A 25494-nucleotide genomic window follows, 5' to 3' on the forward strand; every position below is an offset into this window, starting at 1 on the left:
TTTTAATTAAATATAGAATTATCTATATACATAATTACATTATAACTTGTTATTTCATATTAAAATAGATGTTTTCATATAAAAAACCTTCACGAAATATAAAAATTTCGTGAAGGTTTTTTAATCATTACGAAACCAACCCTTTTTTAAAAACCATATTGCCATCATACCGCCTGTGCCTAACATCATACCTAGTATAATGAAATAGCCATATTTCCATCGCAGCTCAGGCATATGCTCAAAATTCATGCCATAAATACCCGCAATGAACGTAAGAGGCATAAAGATGGTGGTGATAACGGTCAGCTTTTTCATAATACTGTTCATATAATAGGAGTTTAATGAAATGTAATTGTCTCGCATCTCAGAGGTAATTTCGCGATTTGACATGACCATTTGACTCAGCTTTAACAAGTGGTCATAAATATCCTGAAAATAGGCCTTCTTATCATCCTGTAATAAAAACCGTTTTGATTCCAGCATCCTGTACAATAAATCTCGCATCGGTCCGATTACATAATGAAGCTGCAACAATTGACTTCGCACACGGAATGTCTCATTAATCAGGGAAGGCATCGTTCCTTTTTGATAATCCACTTCCATTTGTCTCATTCGATCTTCGATATCATGCACAATTGGAAAATATGTATCCACAAGCTTATCTATAATTTTATGAAGCACCTCAACAGGCATCTGCTCGCAGGTATGTTTTGAACTGCAAAAATGGTTCCAAGCAGATGTAATCTCCGGAACTTCTTCTAAGTGAAACGAAACAATAAAGTTTTCACCTAAAAATACATCCACTTCTTGAATGTCCAGTGTGTCCTGATGAATGGCATGCATGACTAAAAAGCTGTGGTCATTATAATACTCCAGCTTAGGGCGCTGCAAAAAATGCAAACAATCTTCTATCGCTAACGGATGGAATTTAAAATAAGATGATAACAATAAAATTTCTTCATTAGTTGGTTTTGAAAAATCTACCCAATACCAAGCAATATGCTCTTTTTTGACGTCAAGGACCGGTATATCCCGCAATACTTCATTGTCCTTTGTTACTGCTAGAATTCGAAGCATAACCCTCTCCTCTGCTATCTAAAATATGCTGGTTACTTACCCGATAATGACTTCACAAATTTTATCATCTGGACATCCTATAAGCAATATAAAGAAAATAGATATTCATTATTGAATATCAGAAACATGATGGGCTTTATTTCGAGACTTCTTTATTAACAAAAGCACAGTTAATATGAATGGAATAATAAATTGCAGTGGAACATGCAGATAGATAGGAACCACTTTCAGTCCTATATATAGATGTTCGATCAAATTCCCAGATAAAATTAAAGAACATGCATAGATTAAACAACATACTAAAATGATTAATTGATTTTTTTTATTCTTAATCCTAATTTTAGAAATTCCCACTAAAGCTGCATATGCAAAAACAAAAATTTTAATACATCCACCTATTAAGTTGATTAATACCGCAAATAGCTCAAAATGTTCTAAAAAACCTAAAAAGTCAAGACCTTCCAAAGCTTTTATGAACGGGAATACATATATTTCCGCAAGTTTAGGATGTAAAATTCCCACTATCATTTCAGCCGCCGCAATCAATAAACCGCCTACAACTAAAATAACCAACCAACCATATGTTTTCAGTTTGCTCTTATAATCAGCTAAAGGAAACAAAATTGTCAAAGCAATCAACTCCCCGTAAGGGAATGTAATTCCTGTAGGAAAAACAGTATTCACAATTGCGGAACCACTGTGTTGGAATAGTGGTCCCAAATTTTTTACTAAGAAAGCGTTACTAAAATAACCTGTCAGCAGCAACATGAGAATTTGAGTTATAACTACAAACAGCAAAATTTGCGTTCCTCTAGCAAAAGACTCAATACCCAAGTAAAGTATATAACCTATGGTGCTGATAAAACTAAAAGAGATAATCCAAGGGGATATATCTTCAAATAACATCTTGCTGGTAAAGAAAGCGAAGTCTTTCAAGACCCGACCGCCTATATAGCAAAAGTATAATGTATATACAATTTGTAATGACTTTCCTACAATCTTGCCGAAACCGTCTTCCAACAGCTCGTACAAATTTCCCCAATTACCAATTGAGAGCATGATAAAATAAAAATATAAAACTCCAACGCCTAAAAATGAAGTTATTAGTAGCCCAATCCAAGTATCTTGTTGCAGATTAAAATTTAAACCGACGACAATCGTGCTCCCTAATAAAAACAATAACATGATGGAGAAGATTTGCGAGAATGATAATTTTACCTGTGCCATGATTCTTCTCTCCTTATTAGAATCCATAGTCCTATTTTACAATTCGAATGATGTCACCTGTATTAATGAGTTTAATTTCAAATTTCCCTTCGATTTTCGCGTCTGGATACAGTCTGCTCCATTGTTTGCTTGTTCGCCTCCATAAAGAAGGATTTTGATGGTACATGGCGTCACTGAAACCAATGAAATCCGTATTGTAGGTTTGACTTTTTCTAATTAAGTCTTGTAACTTCACTTGTAAATCTTTGCTTGATTTTTTTTCCAACTTCTTTATATATATTGGGTCTGCCAAGTTTCCTTTGCAAGTAATGTCATATATATTTGCTTTAGCTTGAACCCCTAGACGAAAAGTATACGGCCGACGTTCTGAAATCACACTTATGACTGATTTTGTACTGCTTAATTTCCACGATACTCTACCCTTGGAATGAGGACATCCCGTAGTAACGCTCGCTCTATTTAGTTGACCTTGTACAATCCGATACATGATGCTTTCCTCGAATGAAAGCATACGATATAATCTATCACCTCGAAATACAGTGACACCTTCCAGTGAAATCAATACTCTGGGAGTACTCTGTTCGATGTTTGTTTTTTTAAAGCCTTCCTTCGGATTTCCGACAACACTTATGTACGGGACAGTTAGTTGGGTTGTACGTGCCGTAAGAATTTCTTTCGCGTCCTCTAATGTTGCGAATCCCCTATATCCCATATGTCTCATTCCCCTTTCAAGCACTTCTTTAAAGCGGGAACTGGAAACTTTTGAAACAGGGGTGAATATACGAAACAGGTCATATGGAGAAATATCTTTGCATATCATAAATTTAATATCTGAGTATACATTCGGTTCTCGAATCAAGTAATTCAAAACATCACTTAATCCATCTCTTGCAAGGCGTTCACTAAACACCACAATTTGCGCCGATTGCAAAAACATGCGGCGGGACGTTATTTTATACATATTTTGAATAGCTTCCTGGACGGTTTCCCCTTCTTGCTTATATGTATAAGCTGCTACTTCGTCTGAGGCATCTTTTCGATTGGCTGCAGGATTATAAAGTTGCAATGTAACAATATATTTACCCTCGCTTTTATCTACTCCTATACCTGAAACAACAGCTATGCTGTTTACTGTGTTTTCTTGAATATTTCTTCCAGTGAATGTAGCTATTATAACCCCGATAAGTAAGACGCTGCGCAATTTAGATGTATTGCCCATTCAAAACTCCTCAATTCTTGTTATCGTCTTCGGTTTGTTGTAATGTTTCCTCTTTTGAAAAAACAGGAAAATTGTTCGCTACATCTTCAATTGATGATCTCAGTAGTCCGTCTTTTTGATCTCTTACTCGAAAAGGAGCAAAAGGCGCCAAATATGGAACACCAAACGAACGCAGATTACATAAATGAAACAATACAATTAAAGTAGCTAAAAAAATGCCGTATAATCCAAATGTAGCGCCTGCAATAATAAATATAAGTACTAAATATCTCGCTACATTACGCATCACCCAAATCGGAACGACACTGGTCATGATGTAAGAAGCACTCATTACCACTAAAGTAGCTGGCTGTATGAGTTGGGATTCAACAGCTGATTGTCCCAAAACAATCGCACCAAACACTGAGATTGTAAGAACGACATTTTGTGGTACCCGATTGGAAGCTTCATAAATCGCTTCAATCATCGCCCCCAATAAAATTATCTCTACTACGGTTGGAAATGGTACGACTTCCCGCTGTGAAACGAAGCTAATTAACAACTGAATAGGTAATAGATTGGGATGATGTGTGGTGAAAGCAACATATAAACCCGGAACAACTATGGATACAGCATAGAGAATCATTTTAAATAAACGTAACCATTTGTTGTTTTCTAACTGGATATAATAATCTTCAGGCGTTTGAAAAAATTGGATGAATACGGCTGGAGCCACTAATACGAAAGGAGAACCATCCACAATAATACCAATTTTCCCTTCCAAAATTTCTGCAGCCACCACATCTGGACGATCGGTATTCAACATGAGTGGAAATATGGATTTAGATTCTTCTGTTAAGCCTTCCTCTATATAATTGGACTCTAGCACAACTTCCAACTCAATCTTATCTAGACGTTTTTTGATTTCTGTTAAGATTTCATTCTGAACACTCGTGTCCAAGTAGACAATAGAAACATCAGTAGATGTTTTTTTCCCATAGGACTTTGTTTCTATACGCAAGTCGGGATTTTTTATAACTTTTCTTAATAAAGATATATTTGTTGTTCGATTTTCCGTGAATGCGATATCCGGTCCTTTAGTCACCCTTTGTGCTTTTGGGTTTGTTAAACCTTTTTCATTCCACTTAACTATATCCGCGGATATAAATAATGGCATATCATCTACAACAAGCAATGTTTTTCCATTCACTATTTCATGAATTGCATCTTCCATACTTTCTACCATCCGCACTGCCTTCACTTGAATGACATGCTGGATAAGAAAATTTAACAGCCCCTGCTCTTCATATTTCAAAGGCATCTCAAACGTCATCAACGGTTCGATAATATGAGTTTCTAAAGAGTGGGCGTCTATAGAGCCTTCAAAAAATATGATACTCACACGTAAACCAATTTCTTTTAGTGTGAATGTTCTTATCATAAGATCAGAACTCCAACCTAACTTTTCACTTATTTCATTTATGTTGGCTTGAAGGTTATTCTGTATTTTTGAATTTCTTGTAACCATATATCCCCCAAATTTTAAAAGTTAGTATTGGTATTATAAACTATCTAAAGAAAAATTATGTATACACCTGCAGCAGCTAAAAATTGTAACAAAGATGTAACCAATTATTTCACAAAAGATATTTCTTTTAAATTCGCAATATTGTATATTTTCAATACAAGCTTTATACACAGGAGGGTTTTTATGAGAGTGAAGGGTAATTACGTACTAAAGCAAGATGTTGTGTTTTGTAGAGAGCAAGATTCATTAGAAAGTGTACTGCAGCTTTTGAATGAAACTGGCTATAGATGTATTCCAGTTTTGGATGAGACAAAAACAAAGTATGTGGGCAATGTATATAAGGTTGATATTCTAGAATACGCTGCAGCCCTTAGTGATACTGTACGCCATGTTGTGAGAGATACAAGTGCTTTTGTATATGAAGAATCCTCATTTTTTAAAGTGTTCTTTACTATTAAACGCTTACCATTTCTTGCTGTTATCGGCGAGAGCGGTAACTTTCTTGGCATTTTAACGCATTCTAAGGTATTTGCTTTACTAGAAGACGCGTGGGGCGTAAATTCTGGTGTGTATTCAGTAACTATCGGTACACAGGATTATAACGGAGCCATTCAAAAGCTTGCTAAGGTATTGAAAAAATATACAGGCATTCAAAGCTTGCTTACACTAGATAATAATGCTTTATATGTAAGACGCATGGTATTTACACTAGGCAAAGAATTTGATACATCGGAATTACAGCCTCTGCTAAAAGAACTTGAAGAAAATGGTTTTCGCATCGTACATATAGAAGAACTATAAGAGGCACATGCCTCTTTTTTTATCTAGCACATGTACACTTATTTCCGTATACTACAGGTGGGTTCTATTATTTAGAAAGGATACATTTATGGCTCTATGAAAAAAATCACTACGATTCTACTACTCCTTATAAGTATATATATTGCAATATTTTCCATTTTAAAGACTGAGCCGATGTTCCAACCTTCTAGCACTGAAACTGCCTCCCTACAGATGCAGACTAAAAAGAAAGAAATGATTCCAGCGTTTCCTCCATACGAAGACACGGTACAAGAACACACTGTAACAAATGAAGAATCTCTTCTAGTTTTAGTAAACAAAGAGCGTTTATTGCCGCCTTCCTATGTACCACAAGATTTAGTGCTACCAAACGTCTTAAGAAGTCCGGAAGCATCGACTGAAAATATTTACATGCGAAAAGAAGCAGCCCAGGCATTAGAACAATTATGTAGAGCGGCACAAGCAGAGAATCTGCAGCTGCTTGCGGTCTCTGGATATCGCTCTTATGAATATCAGCGAAAATTATATCAGCGTAATATAAAAACCCAAGGTAAAGAGAAAACACAGGCATACAGTGCTCCACCTGGAGCAAGCGAACATCAAACTGGCCTCGCGATGGATATTACATCAAAAGCTGCAAACTATCAGTTAAATGAAGCATTCGGCATGACAGCTGAGGGGCAATGGCTTATTGAACACGCCCACGAATTTGGTTTTATTATTCGATACAATGTCAGTAAGCAAAGTATAACCGGCTACGCTTATGAACCCTGGCATATTCGTTATATCGGTAATCCTTACGCCTCGTATTTGCAAAACAATAACTTAACTTTAGAAGAAGCAACAAAACAAGTTGTTGCTAAATAAAAAAATAGGGACTGCATATGCAGACCCTATTTTTTCATTTGCTGTTTCCATTCTTCCGGCCACGGTAAACTTTTTCCTGTCTTTTTGGATGCTTGCACCATAGTGCTACGTCCTACAAGACACACTTCATCTCTATCGTTTTTCACCATATAATGCAGATCAGCGGATGAAGTGCCGATGCTTTGCACTTTTACATATACCTTCAGATGTTCATCAAAAAAGACTTGCTTCAAATAATCACATTGCAAATCCGCAACTACAATCATCGCTTCTGCATCTTTTTTCGTCCATTCCTGCATGAATCGCAATTCTTTAAAAAACTCAATACGCGCTTCTTCAAAGTAAGTAAACGGTACTTTATTATTTAAGTGCCCAAACATGTCCGTTTCTGAAAAGCGCACCTTCGTCGGCATAAAAAAAACGAACTCTCTCTCCCACGTTGAAAAATCTTCAATATAATCAATTTTTCGCATCTACATATCCCCCTTAATACAATCGCCTCTTCCTAAGGAAGAGGCGATAAGTGTATCAGTAATTATTGTCGCTACCGAAGAAATCTTTAAATGCTTGAATTGTTGTATCGCGGTTTAGTGCCGCGATAGATGTTGTAAGTGGAATCTCTTTCGGGCAAGATTGCACGCAGTTTTGTGAGTTACCGCAGTTTGCAAGTCCGCCGTCTCCCATTACAGCATGTAGACGTTCTGCTTTATGCATCGCTCCCGTTGGATGCGCATTGAATAAGCGAGCTTGTGAAAGCGGCGCAGGTCCAATGAAGTCCGACTTGCTGTTTACGTTTGGACACGCCTCCAAGCATACACCGCATGTCATACATTTAGACAATTCATATGCCCATTGACGCTTTTTCTCCGGCATTCTTGGTCCCGGACCTAAATCGTACGTACCATCAATTGGAACCCAAGCCTTTACACGTTTAAGTGCATTGAACATTCTGCTTCGGTCGATTTGCAGGTCGCGAACAACAGGGAAAGTTTTCATTGGTTGTAGGCGAATTGGTTGCTCTAGCTTATCAACAAGTGCTGTACAAGACTGGCGTGGTTTTCCATTAATCACCATTGAACAAGCACCGCACACCTCTTCTAAACAGTTCATATCCCAAGAAATCGGTGTTGTCGTGTTCCCTTTTGCATCTACTGGGTTACGACGAATTTCCATCAAAGCGGAAATTACGTTCATATTCGGACGATATGGAATCTCAAATTCCTGATCGTATGGCTGTGAATCCGGTGCATCTTGTCTTGTGATAATGAGGCGGATTGTTTTCTCAGACATGTTGCTTATCCCCCTTTTGCTCTGTTGCAGCATCCTTTTTCTTTTTATCTGTCGTATAGTCACGTTTACGCGGTGCAATCAGTGATACATCGACATCTTTGTAAGAGAAGGAAGGTGCAATGCCCGCGCCTTCAAACTTCGCCATTGTATGTTTCATGAAGTTTTCATCGTCGCGTTCAGGGAACTCAGGTTTGTAATGCGCACCGCGGCTCTCATTGCGGTTGTAAGCGCCCAAAGTGATAACACGTGCTAGTTCTAACATGTTATCAAGTTGGCGTGTAAAGGATGCACCTTGGTTACTCCATTTTGCCGTATCGTTAATGTTGATACGCTTATAGCGTGCCATCAACTCTTGAATTTTATCATCTGTCTCTAGCAACTTTTTGTTGTGACGAACAACGGTTACATTATCTGTCATCCACTCACCAAGCTCTTTGTGAATAACATACGCATTTTCTGTACCATCCATCAGCATAATGTTGTTAAAGCGCTCTGTTTCCTCCAGCTCATGACCTTCAAATACAGAAGAAGAAACAGCCTCAGCAGATTTTTCTAAGCCCTTCATGTATTCAATTGCCTTTGGTCCTGCTACCATACCGCCATAAATTGCAGATAGCAACGAGTTTGCGCCAAGTCGATTCGCACCGTGCATGGAGTAATCGCACTCACCAGCTGCGAATAAGCCTGGGATATTTGTCATTTGATCATAGTCTACCCATAGACCACCCATGGAGTAATGAACAGCAGGGAAAATTTTCATTGGTACTTTACGAGGATCATCACCCATGAACTTCTCATAAATTTCAATGATACCGCCAAGCTTAATATCAAGCTCTTTTGGATCTTTATGAGAAAGATCTAGGTACACCATGTTCTCACCGTTGATACCAAGCTTCAAGTCTACGCACACGTGGAAAATTTCACGCGTTGCAATATCACGAGGAACAAGGTTTCCATATGCCGGATATTTCTCTTCCAAGAAGTACCACGGCTTACCATCTTTATACGTCCAAACACGTCCGCCTTCACCGCGTGCGGATTCACTCATCAAACGCAATTTGTCATCACCCGGAATAGCTGTTGGGTGAATTTGAATGAACTCACCGTTTGCATAAATCGCACCTTGTTTATAAACAGCAGCTGCTGCAGTACCTGTGTTGATGATAGAGTTTGTTGATTTCCCAAAGATGATTCCAGGTCCGCCCGTTGCCATAATAACCGCATCACCTGCAAAGCTCTTAATTTCCATAGAAGTTAAGTTTTGTGCAACGATACCACGGCATACACCTTCATCATCGACTACGGCGCGTAAGAATTCCCAACCTTCGTATTTCGTAACAAGCCCCGCTACTTCGTGACGGCGCACTTGTTCATCTAGCGCATACAACAACTGCTGACCTGTTGTAGCACCCGCAAATGCCGTACGATGATGCTTTGTACCACCAAAGCGACGGAAATCAAGCAATCCTTCCGGCGTACGGTTAAACATAACACCCATGCGATCCATCAAGTGGATAATGCCAGGTGCCGCTTCTGTCATTGCTTTTACTGGAGGCTGATCTGCTAAGAAATCACCGCCGTATACTGTATCGTCAAAATGCTCCCATGGGGAGTCTCCTTCACCCTTTGTGTTGACGGCACCATTGATGCCGCCTTGCGCGCAAACTGAGTGAGAACGCTTTACCGGCACCAATGAAAACAGATCTACTTTCACGCCTGCTTCCGCTGCCTTAATCGTTGCCATTAAGCCGGCTAAGCCGCCGCCGACTACAATCAGTTTCCCTTTCATATTCTCCCACTCCTTACATATTTGCTAGCTGTGGATCTACGAATGCCAACAATGCACGAATTCCAACAAAGGAAAGTGCTAAGAATAACATCATTGTTACGTACGTAGAGATACGCTGTGAGCGAGGTGATACTGTAATGCCCCAGCTGATAAAGAACGACCATAATCCGTTTGCAAAATGGAAGATTGCTGAAACAACACCTACCACATAAAAGGCAAACATAAATGGATTATCAAGAATATTTTGCATCATGTCAAAGTTTACTTTTTGTCCAAGTGCCGCTTGTACGCGCGTTTCCCATACATGCCAGGACACGAAAATTAAAGTAAACACACCTGTATAGCGCTGCAACATAAACATCCAGTTACGGAAGTATCCGTAAGAGGAGACATTGTTTTTTGCAGTAAATGCGATATAAAGCCCGTATACCGCGTGATACAACAATGGTAAAAAAATCACAAACGTTTCCAAAACAATTCTAAACGGCAGCGATTCCATAAAATGCGCGGCCTTGTTGAACGATGCAGCTCCATTTGTTGCAAAGTGGTTAACCACTAAGTGCTGCATCAAAAAGATACCTACTGGAATTACGCCCAGTAAAGAGTGCCATTTGCGGAATGCAAACTCACGGCCTTTCATCTCCCATTCCCCCCTCGAATGTGTAACTAGAATCATAGATTATTACTTTACAACAATAGCAATTTATAAACAGCTACTGTTGACTTCAAAAGTAAGTAAATGATTCAAAATATTTAAGCATAATTTCTGACAAGTTCATTTTACTCCTATTGTCATAAAAGCGTCAAGAAAACGGATACATAATCTAACGATAAAATTTGTAAACAGAAGACAATATTACTTCCAATCAGGTAATGTTTTTGTAAACTTACCAAGAAGTAGCTGTGTTTCCGGGCAAAAAATGTTATATAATATGGGCAGAGAAGAAAGAGGGGAACCGTATTGACAAAATCAATGATTACTGATGATCTTATCCAAATACCAGTAAATGCCTTTGCATATGAATTAATTCGTGAAGAACTTCTTCCAGACTTAATGGGAAAAGAAGCAAGTCGTATCTTATATTGGGCCGGGAAAAATTTAGCAAGAAAATATCCGGTCGATACTGTTGAAGATATCCTTGCCTTTTTTGAAAAAGCCGGTTGGGGCACATTAAGCATTGTGGAACAAAAACGCCGTGAACTGCAACTGGAATTAACTGGACCATTGGTGACCGAGCGTTACCGCAGCAAGCGAGAGACTACCTATCAAATGGAAGCAGGTTTTATTGCTCAGCAGCTACAGCAGCAGCGCAAGGTAATCACCGAAGCCTATGAGGAGCAAAAAAAGCGCTCCAATAAAGTCCTGTTTATTGTACAATGGGATGCAAAGGATACCATTGAAGAATAAAAAAAACGCCGTATTCACGGCGTTTTTTGCTGTAGTCGGTCAATAATCAGCTCTCCAACAGCGCGGGGAATACCCGCTTCTATAATTTGTTCAATCGAAGCCTCGCGCAGCTTCTTAACAGAACCAAAATGTTTGAGCAGCATTTTACGCCGCTTCTCACCGATACCTGGAATATCGTCTAAAACAGATTGAATGGCTGACTTCCCATGCAATTGTCGATGAAACGTAATGGCAAAACGATGCACCTCATCTTGGATGCGCTGCAACAAATAAAACTCCTGACTGTTTCGTTCTAGTAGAATTGGCTCCGATGGATCTCCCATGATTAAATGTGATGTGCGGTGTTTGTCATCTTTTACAAGACCTGCGATTGGAATAGACAAGCCCAGCTCATTCTCCAGTACGTCAGAAGCAGCTGCCAGATGTCCTTTTCCTCCGTCAATGATAATTAAATCCGGAAGCGGTAATCCTTCCTTTAGTACACGTGAATAGCGGCGTCTTACCACTTCACGCATCGACTCATAATCGTCAGGTCCTTGTACCGTTTTAATTTTATACTTTCGATATTCTTTTTTCTCTGCTTTTCCATCAATAAATACGATCATAGCCGAGACAGGATTGGTTCCTTGTATATTGGAGTTATCAAACGCTTCAATGCGATGGGGCGTTTGAATACCAGCTTTTATTCCTAAATTTTCGACTGCCTTAATTGTGCGCTCTTCATCTCTTTCGATCAGATGAAATTTTTCCTGGAGCGCAATCGTTGCATTTTGTCCTGCTAAATCAACTAACTCTTTTTTCTTTCCGCGCTTGGGTTGAATTACAGGTACTTCCAAAAATTTCTCTACAATTTCTTGGTCAATCGTATCTGGCAGGGCAATTTCCTTTGGCTTAAAATGATTATCCTGCGCGTAGAATTGACCGATAAATGTCAAAAATTCCTCTTCAGGCTCATCATAAATCGGAAACATGGAGACATCGCGCTCAATTAACTTTCCTTGTCTTACAAAAAAGACTTGTACACACATCCATCCTTTATCCACTGCATAGCCAAATATATCGCGGTCTACTAAATCAGCCATAATCATTTTTTGCTTTTCCATGAGCGCATCCATATGCGCAATTTGATCACGCAGCTCCTTGGCTCGCTCAAATTCTAGTTTATCCGCCGCTTCAAACATTTTTTTTTCAAGCTCTGTACGAATGTCAGTGTGACCTCCGTTTAAAAAACGTGTAATTTGTTCAACAATTTCTTTATTTTGTTCATCTGTGACTGTTTTTACACAAGGAGCTAAGCATTGCCCCATGTGATAATATAAGCAAACTTTGTCAGGCATACTGGTACACTTTCTGAGTGGATACATGCGATCAAGCAATTTTTTTGTTTCATTGGCAGCTTGCGCGTTTGGATATGGACCAAAATATTTACCTTTATCTTTTTTTACGTTTCTTGTGATAATTAAACGTGGCTGTTCTTCTCCTGTGATTTTAATAAAGGGATAGCCCTTGTCGTCCTTTAGCATAATATTATACTTTGGATCGTACTTTTTAATTAAATTCATTTCTAGAATAAGCGCTTCTAGATTAGAAGAAGTGACAATATATTCAAAATCTACAATTTCATTTACAAGCCGATATGTTTTCCCATCATGTGTGCCTGTAAAATACGAGCGCACGCGATTTTTTAATACCTTCGCTTTCCCAACATAAATAACCGTGCCATTTTTATCTTTCATGAGATAACAACCCGGACGATCCGGTAGAATAGCCAGCTTTTCACGCAATTGACTCATAATGTCCTCCTTTACAGCATCATTTTCAGGAGATTAATCTATTTTCAGTGCATATGTGCACTGTGTTGCCATTCACTTCTCATCCAATTGATACAGCGTAATATCACTGTAGATAGGATCAAATAACGGATTAGAGCGGAATCTCTTTATTGACTTCACCTGCGGCTGAATACCTTGCGTTTTAAAACCGCTCAGCAGATGGTTTGTAACATATATTGTATCATGTTCACGATACTTTTTATCTTGTAAAAAGTAGGCATACTGTTGTACACGTTTATGTGTATACGGCACTTGTAAATATTCCATAACCCGCGTCTCCTCCCAAGTATACACAGTTGCTTCTCCTTGTATATACCGAGCAAGCTGATAGGTAGCGGGCAAGCTTGTTGCTTGTTCCCTAACTAGCATACCACCTACTAATGTTTGCAATAAAGCAATTACAATGAGCGGAACAACTGTAACGCGCGGCGAAGCTCTCAATATAAGCAACAATAATAATAAAACAAGTGGATAAGAGTGCCTTGGTTTATCAATATTTTGTGCAAGCAAATTCCATATGAAGTATGCGGAGAATAGAAGAAAAATTAATGCTTCTTGTTTAAAGTGTAGGCTTTGCCATTTCCATATGACTACAAGCAACAACAAAATAAATGCGCCTGCTACTAGAAAAGAGTGTGCAAATAGTCCTGTCCAAACAATATTTTTCCAAACAAGGCTTGTTACTCGTTGCAATATAGAGTCATTCGTAGCTGTAGCAGCCCCTCCCCACTCCGTAAAGTGACCGTTCACAAAACCAAATGCAAGCTTTATAAATCCGTCTAAACCGCCCGTATTCCAAACGAGTGCGCCAATCCAGATAAACTGCAGCAAACCTGCTAGCACAACAAGGAACAAAACCTTAGAACCTCTTCTTTTCCAATCAGTATACCAGAGCCAAAGTAGCCCGGCTCCAAACGGTATGTACGATACTCGTATTCCCATTAATACCGCAAACAAAAACAGTGGTATAATTTGATACCAAAGTGCCGCTTTTTCCCTTGCAACGTACAAGCTCCAAATGTACCACCAAAGTATCGCAAGCGCCATCCCCTCCGACATGGCCTGTGTGGCTAACACTGAAAGATAGCTGCCTGTTTGTAACACAACCGTAATCCATACCGCCAATTCTTTTGCTACTCGTTGCCTACAAATTAAATAAATAGGTACAGTCGCAGTAATGAGTAATATTGTATTTCCAGTTGCCAGTGCTTCAGAGGGGTTGTCCACCCATGTATGAATCAGCATCCCCATAAAAATAAAAAATGGATAACCAGGAAAGTGCGGCTGCATCATCGCTAGGTCATACCGATTTAAAGCAAGGCTAAAATCCACCTCATCCCAAGTCGCCGCAAACGGGCTCGCATACAGTAAACGCAGCGTAAATGTTATTACTAGCAACCCAACGGCCAGCATACATGATATTTTCTTCATCACTGTTTTCCCTCCCATACCTGAATCATATGAAAAAAGTACAAGGCGCGCCTTGTACTTTAACTAACAGATCGATTTACTTGTGTGTTTTTCTCTTCAACCGGAGGTTTTTTTCCCGTCACGAGCATGTAAATCACAACAAAATAACCAAGATATACAATCACTTCTTCTATAGATGGCATAGACGAATAGCCAAGAAATGCCTTCAAGAAAATGCCAATATCACCAGATAGAAGTGGTGCCACACCGTTATCTCTTAGGTAATGCGCATAGTCAATCGGATGTTCTGGTAAAAACCAGGTAATATCATAAACATGCGGCATCACACTGCCAAGTAGCTTAATATCCTGTAGCATGGACACACCTTGCACCAAAAGTCCCGCCGCAATCATTACGATAAAAACACCAGTTACTTTAAAGAAGGTTTTTAGTGATACACGCATTGTTCCTTTAAAGAACATGTAAGCAACAACACTGGCAACAAGCAAACCGGAAACAGCACCCCAGCCTTGAAACGCAGCTCCAATGTTTCCTCCGGTAATAGCGGCAAAAAAGAATACCGTTTCAACACCTTCACGAAGTACAACTAGAAAAGAGTGCACCACCATCCCGATTACGTTACCGGTGGTGATATAGTGACTCATTTTTCCTTCTACATTGGCTTTTATATTCTTACTGTGCTCAGCCATCCAAAATACCATTTGTGTCAATAATACCGCGGAAACAAAAATGATGCCAATCTTCAAATACATCTCGCTTCCCATCGCTGTAAAGCCCGTAAAGACAACTTGAAACAACAGCGCGACAAGAAAGCTGGCTAACACTGCCATACCGGCACCAAGCCATACGTATTTCACAAACTTTTTATTATCTGTTCTTTTAAGGTATGTGGTAATAATCCCCACGATAAGCAATGCTTCCAGTACTTCGCGAAATGTAATGAGAAACGCTTGAAGCTGCATCATTCTTCCTCCTTGCTTTTATCTTCTTCTGCGGAGAGCATATGTGATTAAAGCTACCAATAGCCCTACGATTACAATAACAGGCAACCAATTCTTCCAGCTTGTCAAATCTGTCCATTCTGTTTTTTCGGCTGCTTCTGTGCTTTCCGACTTTTCGTCAAAATGACCGATTTTATAGTCTTTTATATTAAATTCTTTCTTTAATTCATCTAAGATAATCTTTTTACTGGCAACAAACACGTCTTTATTTGCTTCCTTTTGTCCCACTCCAAACAGTCCGGGATTTCCCATTGCTTCTAATGCTTTATTAAATTCATCACGTATTTTTGTATCAAGAGCTTTATCTTTCGCTGCTACAATAGGGGAAAGTGCTTCATATGTCGCAAAACCCTTTGCCAGCAAACGCTTGCTCGTATCGTAATCTGTAAACTTTTGCTCAACATTTTCAAGACGTCGCCCGATATTAAGTGCCAGAATACTTTGCATATCTGTAAGAATGAGTTCTTTATCTTCTTTTTCAAAAGCCTTTTCGATTGCTTTTGAAGGGGCAGAGCCCATATGCTGATCAATTTCTTCCTGGACCGTACTATAAATCTCTTTTGCCGCTTTATAATTCGGCGGGTTTTCATCAAGCTTAATTGCCATCTCCTTGTAAGCTTCAGCAATTTTTTCTTCATTTGGATTGCCGTAGGAATAAGCAAATGTACTTGTATGTATAGAAAATAGTGATAAGAAAGTCAACATTCCGACTATTATTTTTTTCATCCTTACATCTCCCTCCACTGAAAATGATAATAATTATCACTAAAAAAGTCAAGATGAGAAATCTCATCTTGCATTCTTTTCTTCTATGATGCGCTCTTCCCAAGACGTATACGGAACTGGTCTACGCATCTCCTTCCAAATCCCTGGTAAAACAGAAGTCATATACTTCCCAAACTTAATAAACGACTGTCCGGCTGTTCTTACTTTATAGGTGATTGGCACCTCTTTCATCCGAAAACCTTTTCGTACAAGATTTAATGTTAGAACTTGTGCATAATTGTAATCATGAATAATTTCTGCATGCTCCATGGCCTCCCTCGAAAAAGCACGCATGCCGGATTGCCCATCATAAATCCATCTGCCAAGCAAGATTGACTGCAATAACGTAAAACAATAATTACCAAGACGACGATGTAGTTTCATACCAGTAATAGTGCCCAAAAAGCGAGACCCCATCACATAATCTGCTTCGCCTCGCAAAATTGGTAGCACAATATTTGGAATTTCTTCGGCGGGATACTCATTATCTGCATCTATCATGACACCCACTGCGGCATCCAATAAACAGCAATGTGCTAAACCCGCACGGACAGCTGCACCTAGTCCCTGATTGACGGGGAACGAAACAATATGATCTGCTCCTGCCGCTTTTGCCACCGAAACTGTTTGATCAGTGGAACCATCGTCAATGACGAGAACCTCCACTACTACCTTATCATCAAAATGTCTCGGGATGCGGCGAAGCACCTCGGCGATGGACGCTTCCTCGTTATGCGCCGGTAAAAAAATAATGACGCGTTGTTTCATCTTCTTACAACTCCTTCTACTAGCACAGGACCACGACTATGAGACGGATACGGAGCACCTAGCATATATGCAATCGTAGGAGCCATAGACACCAAACTATGTCGTTCCTCGACTCGTATACCACCTTTTATATTGCGACCGTACATAAAGAATGGCACAATACGCTCTCCTTCATCAAGATGACCATGTCCGCCAATACCGTCAGCTTGTCCATGATCGGCGCAAATAATAAAGGTTGTATTCTCAGCTTTTCCCGTTCGCTCTAAATGTTCGATAAAGTCCTTTACATGTTGATCTGCTTCGTGTATCTTTTGCAAATATTCGTCGTATAGTACCCCTCTACTATGTCCTGTTTGATCTGTAGAGATAAGCTGCACAATAAACAAGTCAGGATTTTGTTCATCCATAATTTGTTTTGCTTTTTTCATAATTTGTGCATCTACGATATCATTCTTCATTACAGCTGTATAGGTTTCTACATCTGTGCCGAACGCATCAACTAAATGAGCAACAGCAAGCATCTTACCGCGTTTTCCAACCTTTCGCAAGGAATCAAAGATACTTTCCACTTTCACACCCAAGCTCCAAACCATATTGGATTTAATTCCATGCTCAAAGGAATAAGTGCCCGTGAACATAGAAGAAAAGCATACGACTGTGCGTGCTGGATACACTGTTTCCATATTTGTATATTCCGTACCGTTTTTACGTAAATAATCTAAGTATGGTGTATTCGCTGTCTCAAAGCGGTCTTTTCGCATACCGTCAATTACAATAACAACAACCTTCTCACTAAGGGCCTCTCCAATCTCTATGTTGCTTGTATAGGTGTCAATTGGCTTTGGTTTCCAGTCAAATAAATAACGATGTAAGACGACTGTATATACAATTACAGCACCGTAGAATAAAACAAGCGGCTGCCACTGTATTCCTATATTGCCGCTTGCGAATTGTTCAAAATAGTAATACCACACAGATAAAAGCAACAAAAATTTCGGCATTTGCTCTTGTGCATTTCCGCTTGTTGAATCACTATTTTTCAGCACTAGCTTCCAGAAGCGCGTAAAGTTTAGCCAGGATGTACCGATTCGTAAGTGATAATAAAAGGTGCCCCAAAAGAAAATAGTGAAGAAAAAGTATAGCCCCATCGCAAATAATAAAAGCGGTATATTTACGGTTTTGAACACGATGACATATGCAACCAATGGAAACCATAGGTAATTTCGTAAAAACAAAGGAAAATCATATAGATAATACAGTACAAATAATGGTATAACGAGCAGTAGACTGCTAAACAGGGCTGTCCAATTACTCATTGTATATAAAATAAATGTTCCGATTACAAATATAGGTGTAAACGGCTTTCCTTCATTTAATAAATTCCAACAGCGTGCTGCTGTTTTTTCAAATTTTGATGCCTTTTTTACTTGCTCCACCTTTTTTCTCCTCTCCGCAGCCAATACTTTGTAAATTGTATTGGAAATACAACTAGCACAATTAATCCTGTTACATATGAAAAGATAAACTTAAACCCATGGCTCAGCAAAGCCCACTCATAGCCGTCACGAGCAGCTATACCTATTATACTAAGTGCAAATGTCATCACAGTTTCATATGTGCCGATGCCACCCGGTGTAAATTGGAACACCTGCCCCGCAATTGTTATACTATTCACCCAAACTGCTTCCCAAATAGCAAGAGGTGCAAGTGTATATATAATAGCGGCTTCTGCTACCCAGCTACCTATTGTTAATAAGAGTATAAATACACCCGTTTGGCTAAACAGTACTTCCTTTATCCTCATGACATGACTGCTAACAAAACGGGGTGGCCGCCACAGCATTATGCCTGCCGTCATTCCCATTAGTAATAGTACAACTCCTGCTGTCATACTGATTCGCTCGTTCAATAGAAAGATTGCCCCTACGCCTGCAAAGGCCACCAAGACCAATAAATCAAGTGTACGAAGTACAATCACAGATTGCAATGCTACCGCCCAGGAAACACGGCCCTTTTTTGTCACCGCAGCAACACGTACCACATCTCCCGCCTTCACAGGGGATAAATGATTAAAAAGCAAGCTGTAGCATAGGCCTGCTAACGCCTCGCCTACAGTGATGGCATTGCGTAAGTATAGGCGCCAGGCATAAGCTCGCAGGACAAATGCAAATGCATAGGCGATTGTCATCCAAAGTAAGGCATCGACGCTAAGCAATTGATGTAGCTTACTTGTAAGAGACTGCATATCAAATAGCACGATCGACATCCCTAAAAACATACATACAAGAAAAAAACCGATTACCCTAAAGAAGATGCGCATGTTCACGAGCCCATGCGACGGTTCGCCGCAGCCCTTCTGAAAAAGATATACGTGGCTCGTAGCCAAGTTGCTGACGAGCGTTTGTGAGATCTGCCCATGTTGAAGTTACATCACCCATTCGTTCTTGCTCATATATCACGTTCATTTCAGGAAAATATTTCTCCAATTCCATTAATACATTTTTCATGAATACAGGTGCATTTGAACCAATATTAAAGGTGCCGCTCTTGTTTACACGTAATGTTTGGTATATTCCTTCTACAATATCGTCAATATACGTGTAGTCGCGTCCCGTTCCTGTCCCAAATATATGCAAAGGCTCTCCCTTATGAAGCTTACGCAAAAAGCCGCCGATGGCCATATCAGGCCTGCCCCACGGTCCATACACCGTAAAAAAGCGCAAAATATTAAGCTGGAAACCATACATATGTTGATACGCATAACACATTGCTTCTCCGCTGTATTTCGATGCAGCATACGGTGACAACAATCGTCCATCTGCCATATCCTCTCGAAGTGGTACACCTGCTTTTTCACCGTATACAGACGATGAAGATGCAAAGACAACCTGCTTCACCTTATGCTTTCCTGCAGCACTTAAAATATTGATTGTACCCTTTACATTACTGTCTACATATTGATGCGGGTCTTGAAGTGAAAGTTGCACACCAGGAAGCCCTGCCAAATGAACAATTACATCAGGCTTTTCTTTACCGATAAGTGCCTCCAAATATAAAGCATCTAAAATGTCACACTCATAAAAGTCTACATTTTCGTATGGCAAGGCCCGAGAAAGCTGCTCTTGCTTTCGCTTCCTTGAATAATAGGGATGGAAATTATCTAGCGCTATGACTTTCATCTGTTCTTTTGCAAGCCGGATCGCTAGATGACTTCCAATAAAGCCTGCCCCGCCTGTTATCATGATTTTCATACATATCCCTCCGCCATTACGGTAACAAAAAGAAGAAACCTTGTCCAAAACAAGGTTTGCTTCTTTTTGTTATTTTGCTGTCTGTACTACTTTATTTAACACAGGCTCCAGTGTAGCCATAGCTTGGTCAGCCTTAGTTTTATCCTTTGCTTTCACTGCATCAATATACGCTTGCGCTGTAGCACGAAGACTTGTTGCTTCGGATTCTCCCAGCAACATTTTCAAATCTTTCTCAATTACATTGATAAACAATGCGCCTTCTAATCCTGTAATTACACCTTTATCTTGATCGAAGTTTTCCTTGCTTTCTTTATACTCGGCAAGAGCAATCTTTGCAAATCCACGTACAAATGCTTTATTTACTGCATTTGCATCAATTGTTTTTACATCTGTTTGCAAATCAAACTGCTTTGCAATTACATCAGCTTCTTCGCTCGCATGTTTCTTTACGTATGGATACACTGCTTGATAAAATGCCCATCCCTCAGCTTGCTGCACTTTGGCTTCTTTTTCATCCTGTTTCGCTGTTTGAGCAGCTTTCGTTGCGTAACCGTTTTGCAGGTCTCCTGCAGCTAGATAGAATGTTTTCATCAGCGTTTTATCAACAAGCTGTTTACCAAGTGCAAACGCCAACTTATCGCCTTTTTCAATTGCATTCTTCATCTCTGTAAAGCCTGCATCAATAGTTTCTTTCATATTTGTACCATTTGCCGTATCACGCTTTACAACTGTTCCTTCAATTGCTTTATAGAAATTAACAGCTTCGTTATACTCTGCATTTACTTCTTCTTTGTTGCCCCAGTTCTCATCAATCTCCTTAAATTCATGACGCATTGTTTGGAAGAACTCTTTTTGCAATAGCTTATCAAATATTTGCTTTACAACCATCCCTTCCATCTGCTGATTTTTACCCGCTTCTAATGCAGCCATAATGGTTTGGTCAATTTTTTCATCAAACTCTGCATCACGCTTTTGTACTAAACCTTGTAATTTTTCTTTATATAATGTTGTGACTTTATCAAAATCAACCGGTTGACCTGCTTTTGCTTTTTCTAGCTCTGCAGCACCATCTTTATATGCTTGAATCATTTCTGCTTCTGTTAACGAAGGCGCAGTTTTCTCTTCTGTCTTTTTCTCTGTTTTTGCCGCCTGCTTTGGCTCTGCTTTTTGCGCTGCTTCTTCTTTTCCGCAGCCCGCAAATAATAATGATGCTACCGCCGCTGCAGATAATACTTTCCACTTGACTGACATATTATACGTCCCCCTGTTACATAAGTGATAATGATTTTCATTTTGACTGTTTTCATTATAAAAGAGAAGGATTCTCATTGTCAACGATATTTTGAAACTGGTTACATAATTCGTGCTCCTATAATTAAGCAGTGGGAGAAAAAACATACTGCTGTCTCCCTTACCAATAGCTCTAACTCATAAAAGCACGCTCAGCATGTAGGTCACTTTTAATAACTAAGCCCCAACAAGAACCAGATTTCATAAAAAAACAGCGGCCAATAGGCCGCCGCTTTGTATTACAGGTGTTTGGATATTAATTCAACTAAAGCTTCTTTTGGTTTGAAGCCCAATGTTTTATCAACTACTTTGCCATCTTTCATTACAAATAATGAAGGAATGCTCATTACCTCGAATTTACCAGCTGTTTCTTGGTTTTCATCTACATCTACTTTTACAATTTTCACTTTTTCGCCCATGTCAGCAGCAAGCTCTTCTAGAACAGGAGCAATCATTTTACAAGGTCCGCACCATGGTGCCCAAAAATCTACCAGTACTACACCGTTTTCTGTTTCTGCTGTGAATGTTTGATCAGTTGCATTTACAATTGCCATTGTTTGTTCCTCCTTTAAGGTTATTCTACAGAAGAGTATAACATTCTCTTCTTGCTGTGGCGAATATTATGTATTGTTCCTCACAACCCCCCTCTTATACGAAGCGAAAGCGAGAAGCAGGGGACTTCTCGCTTTCATATAATTAGGGGTAATGCACAAATTAAGAATGTACTTTGAGCTTCTTAAATTCTTCTGTTAGTAGCGGTACAACTTCAAATAAGTCGCCTACAATACCGTAGTCTGCTACCTTGAAGATATTTGCTTCTGGGTCTTTGTTGATGGCAACAATTACTTTGGAGTTGGACATACCTGCCAAGTGCTGAATGGCCCCGGAAATACCACAAGCAATGTATAAATCAGGTGTAACCACTTTACCCGTTTGCCCAATTTGCAGAGAGTAATCACAGTATTCAGCATCACACGCACCGCGTGAAGCACCTACTGCAGCACCCAATACATTCGCCAACTCTTGAAGCGGCTTAAATCCTTCTGCACTTTTCACACCGCGACCACCAGCAATAACAACCTTCGCTTCGGATAAGTCAACGCCTTCTGCAGCTTTACGAACTACTTCCTTGATAATTGTCCGCAAATCTTTAATATCCACAGATAAAGAGGTAACCTCACCTGTACGGGATAGATCTTGTGCCAATGGCTGGATGTTATTTGGGCGAATTGTCGCAAATACGATTCCGTCTGTAATAATCTTTTTCTCAAACGCTTTACCTGAATAGATTGGGCGTGTGAATACTACATTACCACCAGCTACTTCAAGTGCTGTTACATCAGATACAAGACCAGCATCAAGCTTTGCTGCTAATTTTGGCGAAAGATCTTTTCCTAAAGCTGTGTGACCAAATACAATCCCGCCTGGTTGCTCTGCTTCCACCGCAGCCAATACTGCTTGTGCATAACCGTCTGACGTATATGCTTTTAATTTTGCATCTTCAATCGTAATAACACGGTCTGCACCATATGTAATTAGGCTCTGTGCCAAAGATGCAATTCCTTCTCCTACTAAAAGTCCTACTACTTCGCCGCCCTCAGCAATTGTTTTGGCAGCTGCAACTGCTTCAAAAGACACGTTTCTTAAAGAACCTTCGCGTACTTCACCCATTACTAATACTTTGCGCATGTGTTTCGCCTCCTGTTAATTAAATGACTTTCGCTTCTGTGTGCAACAATGCAACAAGCTCTTTTACTTGATCTTGTAAATCTCCTTGCAATACTTTACCTGCATCCTTTTGCGGCGGAAGATATACTTCAATCGTTTTCGTTTTCGCTTCAACATCGTCTTCTTCCAGATCTAAATCATCAAGCTCAACTTCAGCAAGCGGCTTTTTCTTTGCCTTCATAATACCCGGTAAAGACGGATAACGCGGCTCATTCAATCCCTGCTGTGCAGTTACTAAAATAGGAAGAGAAGATTCAATTACCTCTGTATCGCCCTCTACATCTCGTTCAATTGTCACTTTCGTTCCTTCAATTGTAAGCTTAGTAATTGTTGTTACATACGGAATACCCAGAGCCTCTGCCACACGAGGTCCTACCTGACCGGATGCGCCGTCGATTGCAACGTTACCCCCTAGAATTAAATCTGCATTTTTATCCTTTAAGAATTCTGCTAGCACTTTTGCTGTTGTATATTGATCGCGATTTTCCACGTCATCTTCTACATTGATTAAAACCGCTTTGTCACAGCCCATTGCCAGTGCTGTGCGAAGCTCTTTTTCTGCGTCTTCGCCACCTACCGTAACAACTGTTACCTCGCCGCCTTGCGCGTCTCTTACTTGAATTGCTTCTTCAATTGCATATTCGTCGTAAGGGTTGATAATAAATTCTGCCTCTCCCTCGTAAATCTCGCCGTTTTTGATCACGATTTTTTCTTCTGTATCAAACGTTCTTTTCATCAGTACGTAGATATTCATGATATATCCCCCTTAATATTTAAACATTGTATTAATTTTAATTTTTCAGTCTTTTCGGACTAAAAAAAGAGCCCCTTATTTGCCATTGAATACCGGTTTGCGTTTTTCAAGAAAAGCTGCTACACCCTCTTTACCATCTTCTGTGGTAAACACTTCACCAAACATGCCCGCTTCTTGAACTACACCTTCGTAGTACTCAGATGTTTTCGTCGTTTGTAGCAAAGCAAGTATTGCGCTCACAGAAGCCGGGCTTTTTGCTGCTATTTTCTCAGCCAATTGCAAGGCTTCGGCCAGCACATTCTCTGCAGGGTACGCACTGTTTGCTAATCCCCATTTCACAGCTTCAGTGCCCGTAATCGGTTCACCTGTAAGCATCATTTCTAACGCCTTTGCCCTGCCTACATAACGCGGCAGACGCTGCGTACCTGCGAATCCTGGAATTAAGCCTAGATTTAATTCTGGTAATCCAATTTTTGCATCTTCTGCTACGATTCGAATATGGCAAGACATCGCAAATTCTAATCCGCCGCCAAGAGCAGCGCCATGAATTGCAGCGATAACAGGTTTTGAAAAACGCTCAATACGCTCAAATACATCCTGTCCCTGCTTCGCTAGCGCAGTAGCTTGCTCTGCATCGCGAATTGAAATGAACTCACGAATATCTGCGCCGGCAGAAAAGAATCTACCTTCTCCATGTACAAGAACCACTCGTACAGCATCATTTTTTTCTAGTTCATTGAATACTTCCGTAAGCTCTTTAAAGACTTGTGTAGACATGGCGTTTGCAGGCTGGTGATTAATTTTCACCACCGCTACGTGCTTTTCAACAACCGTTGACAGAAAGTCCATATACGTTCCTCCTTTAATTTCGGTTTTCAAAAGCTCGTACTAAAAGCTCATGAACCGTTGTAGACAGAGCGACAAGATTATATTTATGATCACTCATCACCCAGTTGGTCACCACTTCATCAATTGAACCGAACACCATTTGTCTTGCAACACGAATATTTAAATCCTTGCGAAACTCTTGCCCTTCTACTCCAATGCGCAAAATTTCATCAATGACTTGTAAATATCCTTTTAGAACTTCATTGATTTTCAGACGTAAATCCTTATTAGACTGACGAAGTTCAAGCTGTGTTACAATGGCCAAATGAAGATTTTCCGAAAGCAAAGTGAAGTGTGTTTCTACCAACATTAATAACTTCTCTACAGCGCTTTCAATTCCTGCCGTTTTTAGTCGAATGGTATCGATAAACTGCCCCATTTTTTCTTGAAAAAGAGATATTAAAATATCTTCTTTATTTTTAAAGTATAAGTAAATGGTTCCATCAGCTACACCAGCTTGCTTTGCAATCTTAGAAACTTGCGCCTGATGGTAGCCATTTTCTGCAACTACAATAACAGCTGCATCAATAATTTGATTGTATTTTGGCTTATTTTTCTTCACTTTTACTGTCTCCTTTTAAAACATGAATGAATCATCATT

25 protein-coding genes are annotated in these 25494 nt (G+C 39.7%); 3 read left to right on the plus strand and 22 right to left on the minus strand.

From position 1 onward, the window contains the following. Window positions 1–120: 120 nt before the first annotated feature. The 4 genes from corA to MUG87_RS09105 form a co-directional block, all read right to left on the minus strand. Window positions 121–1077 (minus strand): magnesium/cobalt transporter CorA, encoded by a 957-nt coding sequence (gene corA, locus MUG87_RS09090; protein ID WP_247087141.1) that lies wholly within the window; start codon window positions 1075–1077, stop codon window positions 121–123. 108 nt (window positions 1078–1185) lie between these two features. Further along, window positions 1186–2304, minus strand: a complete 1119-nt coding sequence (locus MUG87_RS09095; RefSeq protein ID WP_247087142.1) for a GerAB/ArcD/ProY family transporter — start codon at window positions 2302–2304, stop codon at window positions 1186–1188. 31 nt (window positions 2305–2335) lie between these two features. Beyond that, window positions 2336–3523 carry a Ger(x)C family spore germination protein gene (locus tag MUG87_RS09100; RefSeq protein ID WP_247087143.1) on the minus strand — a complete coding sequence of 396 codons (1188 nt, stop codon included), beginning with the start codon at window positions 3521–3523 and terminating at the stop codon, window positions 2336–2338. 10 nt (window positions 3524–3533) lie between these two features. Next, window positions 3534–5030: a spore germination protein gene (locus MUG87_RS09105; protein WP_281503687.1), complete on the minus strand. Its 1497-nt coding sequence runs from the start codon at window positions 5028–5030 to the stop codon at window positions 3534–3536. Between the two features lie 183 nt (window positions 5031–5213). On the opposite strand from MUG87_RS09105, the gene cbpA reads away from it, so the two are divergent. Together cbpA and MUG87_RS09115 are read left to right on the plus strand one after the other, a co-directional pair. Further along, window positions 5214–5831, plus strand: coding sequence for a cyclic di-AMP binding protein CbpA (gene cbpA, locus MUG87_RS09110; RefSeq protein WP_247087145.1), 618 nt, complete (start codon window positions 5214–5216; stop codon window positions 5829–5831). Between the two features lie 174 nt (window positions 5832–6005). Further along, window positions 6006–6698: a M15 family metallopeptidase gene (locus tag MUG87_RS09115; protein WP_247087146.1), complete on the plus strand. Its 693-nt coding sequence runs from the start codon at window positions 6006–6008 to the stop codon at window positions 6696–6698. Between the two features lie 26 nt (window positions 6699–6724). On the opposite strand, the gene MUG87_RS09120 is transcribed toward MUG87_RS09115, so the two are convergent. From MUG87_RS09120 to MUG87_RS09135, 4 genes are read right to left on the minus strand one after another with little or no spacing between them, the layout of a single operon-like run. Next, window positions 6725–7171 carry an acyl-CoA thioesterase gene (locus MUG87_RS09120; RefSeq protein WP_247087147.1) on the minus strand — a complete coding sequence of 149 codons (447 nt, stop codon included), beginning with the start codon at window positions 7169–7171 and terminating at the stop codon, window positions 6725–6727. 55 nt (window positions 7172–7226) lie between these two features. After that, the gene (sdhB, locus tag MUG87_RS09125; RefSeq protein WP_247087148.1) at window positions 7227–7988 is read right to left on the minus strand and encodes a succinate dehydrogenase iron-sulfur subunit; all 762 of its coding nucleotides are present in this window, start codon (window positions 7986–7988) and stop codon (window positions 7227–7229) included. Further along, window positions 7981–9777 (minus strand): succinate dehydrogenase flavoprotein subunit, encoded by a 1797-nt coding sequence (gene sdhA / locus MUG87_RS09130; RefSeq protein WP_247087149.1) that lies wholly within the window; start codon window positions 9775–9777, stop codon window positions 7981–7983. The genes sdhB and sdhA overlap by 8 nt, the downstream gene beginning before the upstream one ends. Before the next feature lie 13 nt (window positions 9778–9790). Beyond that, the gene (locus MUG87_RS09135; RefSeq protein ID WP_247087150.1) at window positions 9791–10417 is read right to left on the minus strand and encodes a succinate dehydrogenase cytochrome b558 subunit; all 627 of its coding nucleotides are present in this window, start codon (window positions 10415–10417) and stop codon (window positions 9791–9793) included. A 321-nt stretch (window positions 10418–10738) separates the two neighbouring features. Here MUG87_RS09135 and MUG87_RS09140 point away from each other — a divergent pair, with 321 nt between their 5' ends. Then, on the plus strand, window positions 10739–11185 hold the full coding sequence (locus tag MUG87_RS09140; protein ID WP_247087151.1) for a YslB family protein: 447 nt from the start codon (window positions 10739–10741) through the stop codon (window positions 11183–11185). A 14-nt stretch (window positions 11186–11199) separates the two neighbouring features. Here MUG87_RS09140 and uvrC read toward each other — a convergent pair whose 3' ends face one another. From uvrC to MUG87_RS09210, 14 genes are all read right to left on the minus strand, one after another. Then, window positions 11200–12981: an excinuclease ABC subunit UvrC gene (gene uvrC, locus MUG87_RS09145; protein WP_247087614.1), complete on the minus strand. Its 1782-nt coding sequence runs from the start codon at window positions 12979–12981 to the stop codon at window positions 11200–11202. A 69-nt stretch (window positions 12982–13050) separates the two neighbouring features. After that, window positions 13051–14448: a hypothetical protein gene (locus MUG87_RS09150; protein WP_247087616.1), complete on the minus strand. Its 1398-nt coding sequence runs from the start codon at window positions 14446–14448 to the stop codon at window positions 13051–13053. A 59-nt stretch (window positions 14449–14507) separates the two neighbouring features. Then, window positions 14508–15410, minus strand: a complete 903-nt coding sequence (locus MUG87_RS09155) for an FTR1 family iron permease (protein ID WP_247087618.1) — start codon at window positions 15408–15410, stop codon at window positions 14508–14510. A gap of 18 nt (window positions 15411–15428) precedes the next feature. Beyond that, window positions 15429–16175: a hypothetical protein gene (locus MUG87_RS09160; RefSeq protein ID WP_247087152.1), complete on the minus strand. Its 747-nt coding sequence runs from the start codon at window positions 16173–16175 to the stop codon at window positions 15429–15431. Between the two features lie 63 nt (window positions 16176–16238). Continuing rightward, entirely contained in the window at window positions 16239–16982 is a 744-nt protein-coding gene (locus MUG87_RS09165; RefSeq protein ID WP_247087153.1) for a glycosyltransferase family 2 protein, read from the minus strand. After that, window positions 16979–18418 carry an alkaline phosphatase family protein gene (locus MUG87_RS09170; RefSeq protein WP_247087154.1) on the minus strand — a complete coding sequence of 480 codons (1440 nt, stop codon included), beginning with the start codon at window positions 18416–18418 and terminating at the stop codon, window positions 16979–16981. The genes MUG87_RS09165 and MUG87_RS09170 overlap by 4 nt, the downstream gene beginning before the upstream one ends. Continuing rightward, window positions 18406–19302: a lysylphosphatidylglycerol synthase transmembrane domain-containing protein gene (locus tag MUG87_RS09175; protein WP_281503688.1), complete on the minus strand. Its 897-nt coding sequence runs from the start codon at window positions 19300–19302 to the stop codon at window positions 18406–18408. Before MUG87_RS09175 ends, MUG87_RS09170 begins: the two co-directional genes overlap by 13 nt. Beyond that, the gene (locus tag MUG87_RS09180) at window positions 19286–20233 is read right to left on the minus strand and encodes an SDR family NAD(P)-dependent oxidoreductase (protein ID WP_247087156.1); all 948 of its coding nucleotides are present in this window, start codon (window positions 20231–20233) and stop codon (window positions 19286–19288) included. Before MUG87_RS09180 ends, MUG87_RS09175 begins: the two co-directional genes overlap by 17 nt. A gap of 69 nt (window positions 20234–20302) precedes the next feature. Next, window positions 20303–21484: a hypothetical protein gene (locus tag MUG87_RS09185; RefSeq protein WP_247087157.1), complete on the minus strand. Its 1182-nt coding sequence runs from the start codon at window positions 21482–21484 to the stop codon at window positions 20303–20305. Window positions 21485–21762: 278 nt separating this feature from the next. Then, window positions 21763–22077 (minus strand): thioredoxin, encoded by a 315-nt coding sequence (trxA, locus tag MUG87_RS09190; RefSeq protein WP_247087158.1) that lies wholly within the window; start codon window positions 22075–22077, stop codon window positions 21763–21765. 160 nt (window positions 22078–22237) lie between these two features. Next, window positions 22238–23212, minus strand: a complete 975-nt coding sequence (locus tag MUG87_RS09195) for an electron transfer flavoprotein subunit alpha/FixB family protein (protein ID WP_247087159.1) — start codon at window positions 23210–23212, stop codon at window positions 22238–22240. A gap of 19 nt (window positions 23213–23231) precedes the next feature. After that, the gene (locus MUG87_RS09200; RefSeq protein ID WP_247087160.1) at window positions 23232–24005 is read right to left on the minus strand and encodes an electron transfer flavoprotein subunit beta/FixA family protein; all 774 of its coding nucleotides are present in this window, start codon (window positions 24003–24005) and stop codon (window positions 23232–23234) included. Window positions 24006–24080: 75 nt separating this feature from the next. Then, the gene (locus tag MUG87_RS09205; RefSeq protein ID WP_247087161.1) at window positions 24081–24854 is read right to left on the minus strand and encodes an enoyl-CoA hydratase; all 774 of its coding nucleotides are present in this window, start codon (window positions 24852–24854) and stop codon (window positions 24081–24083) included. A gap of 13 nt (window positions 24855–24867) precedes the next feature. After that, window positions 24868–25455 carry a fatty acid metabolism transcriptional regulator FadR gene (locus MUG87_RS09210; protein ID WP_247087162.1) on the minus strand — a complete coding sequence of 196 codons (588 nt, stop codon included), beginning with the start codon at window positions 25453–25455 and terminating at the stop codon, window positions 24868–24870. Between the last annotated feature and the right edge of the window lie 39 nt (window positions 25456–25494).

It is taken from the genome of Ectobacillus sp. JY-23, assembly GCF_023022965.1.
Taxonomy (GTDB): domain Bacteria; phylum Bacillota; class Bacilli; order Bacillales; family Bacillaceae_G; genus Ectobacillus.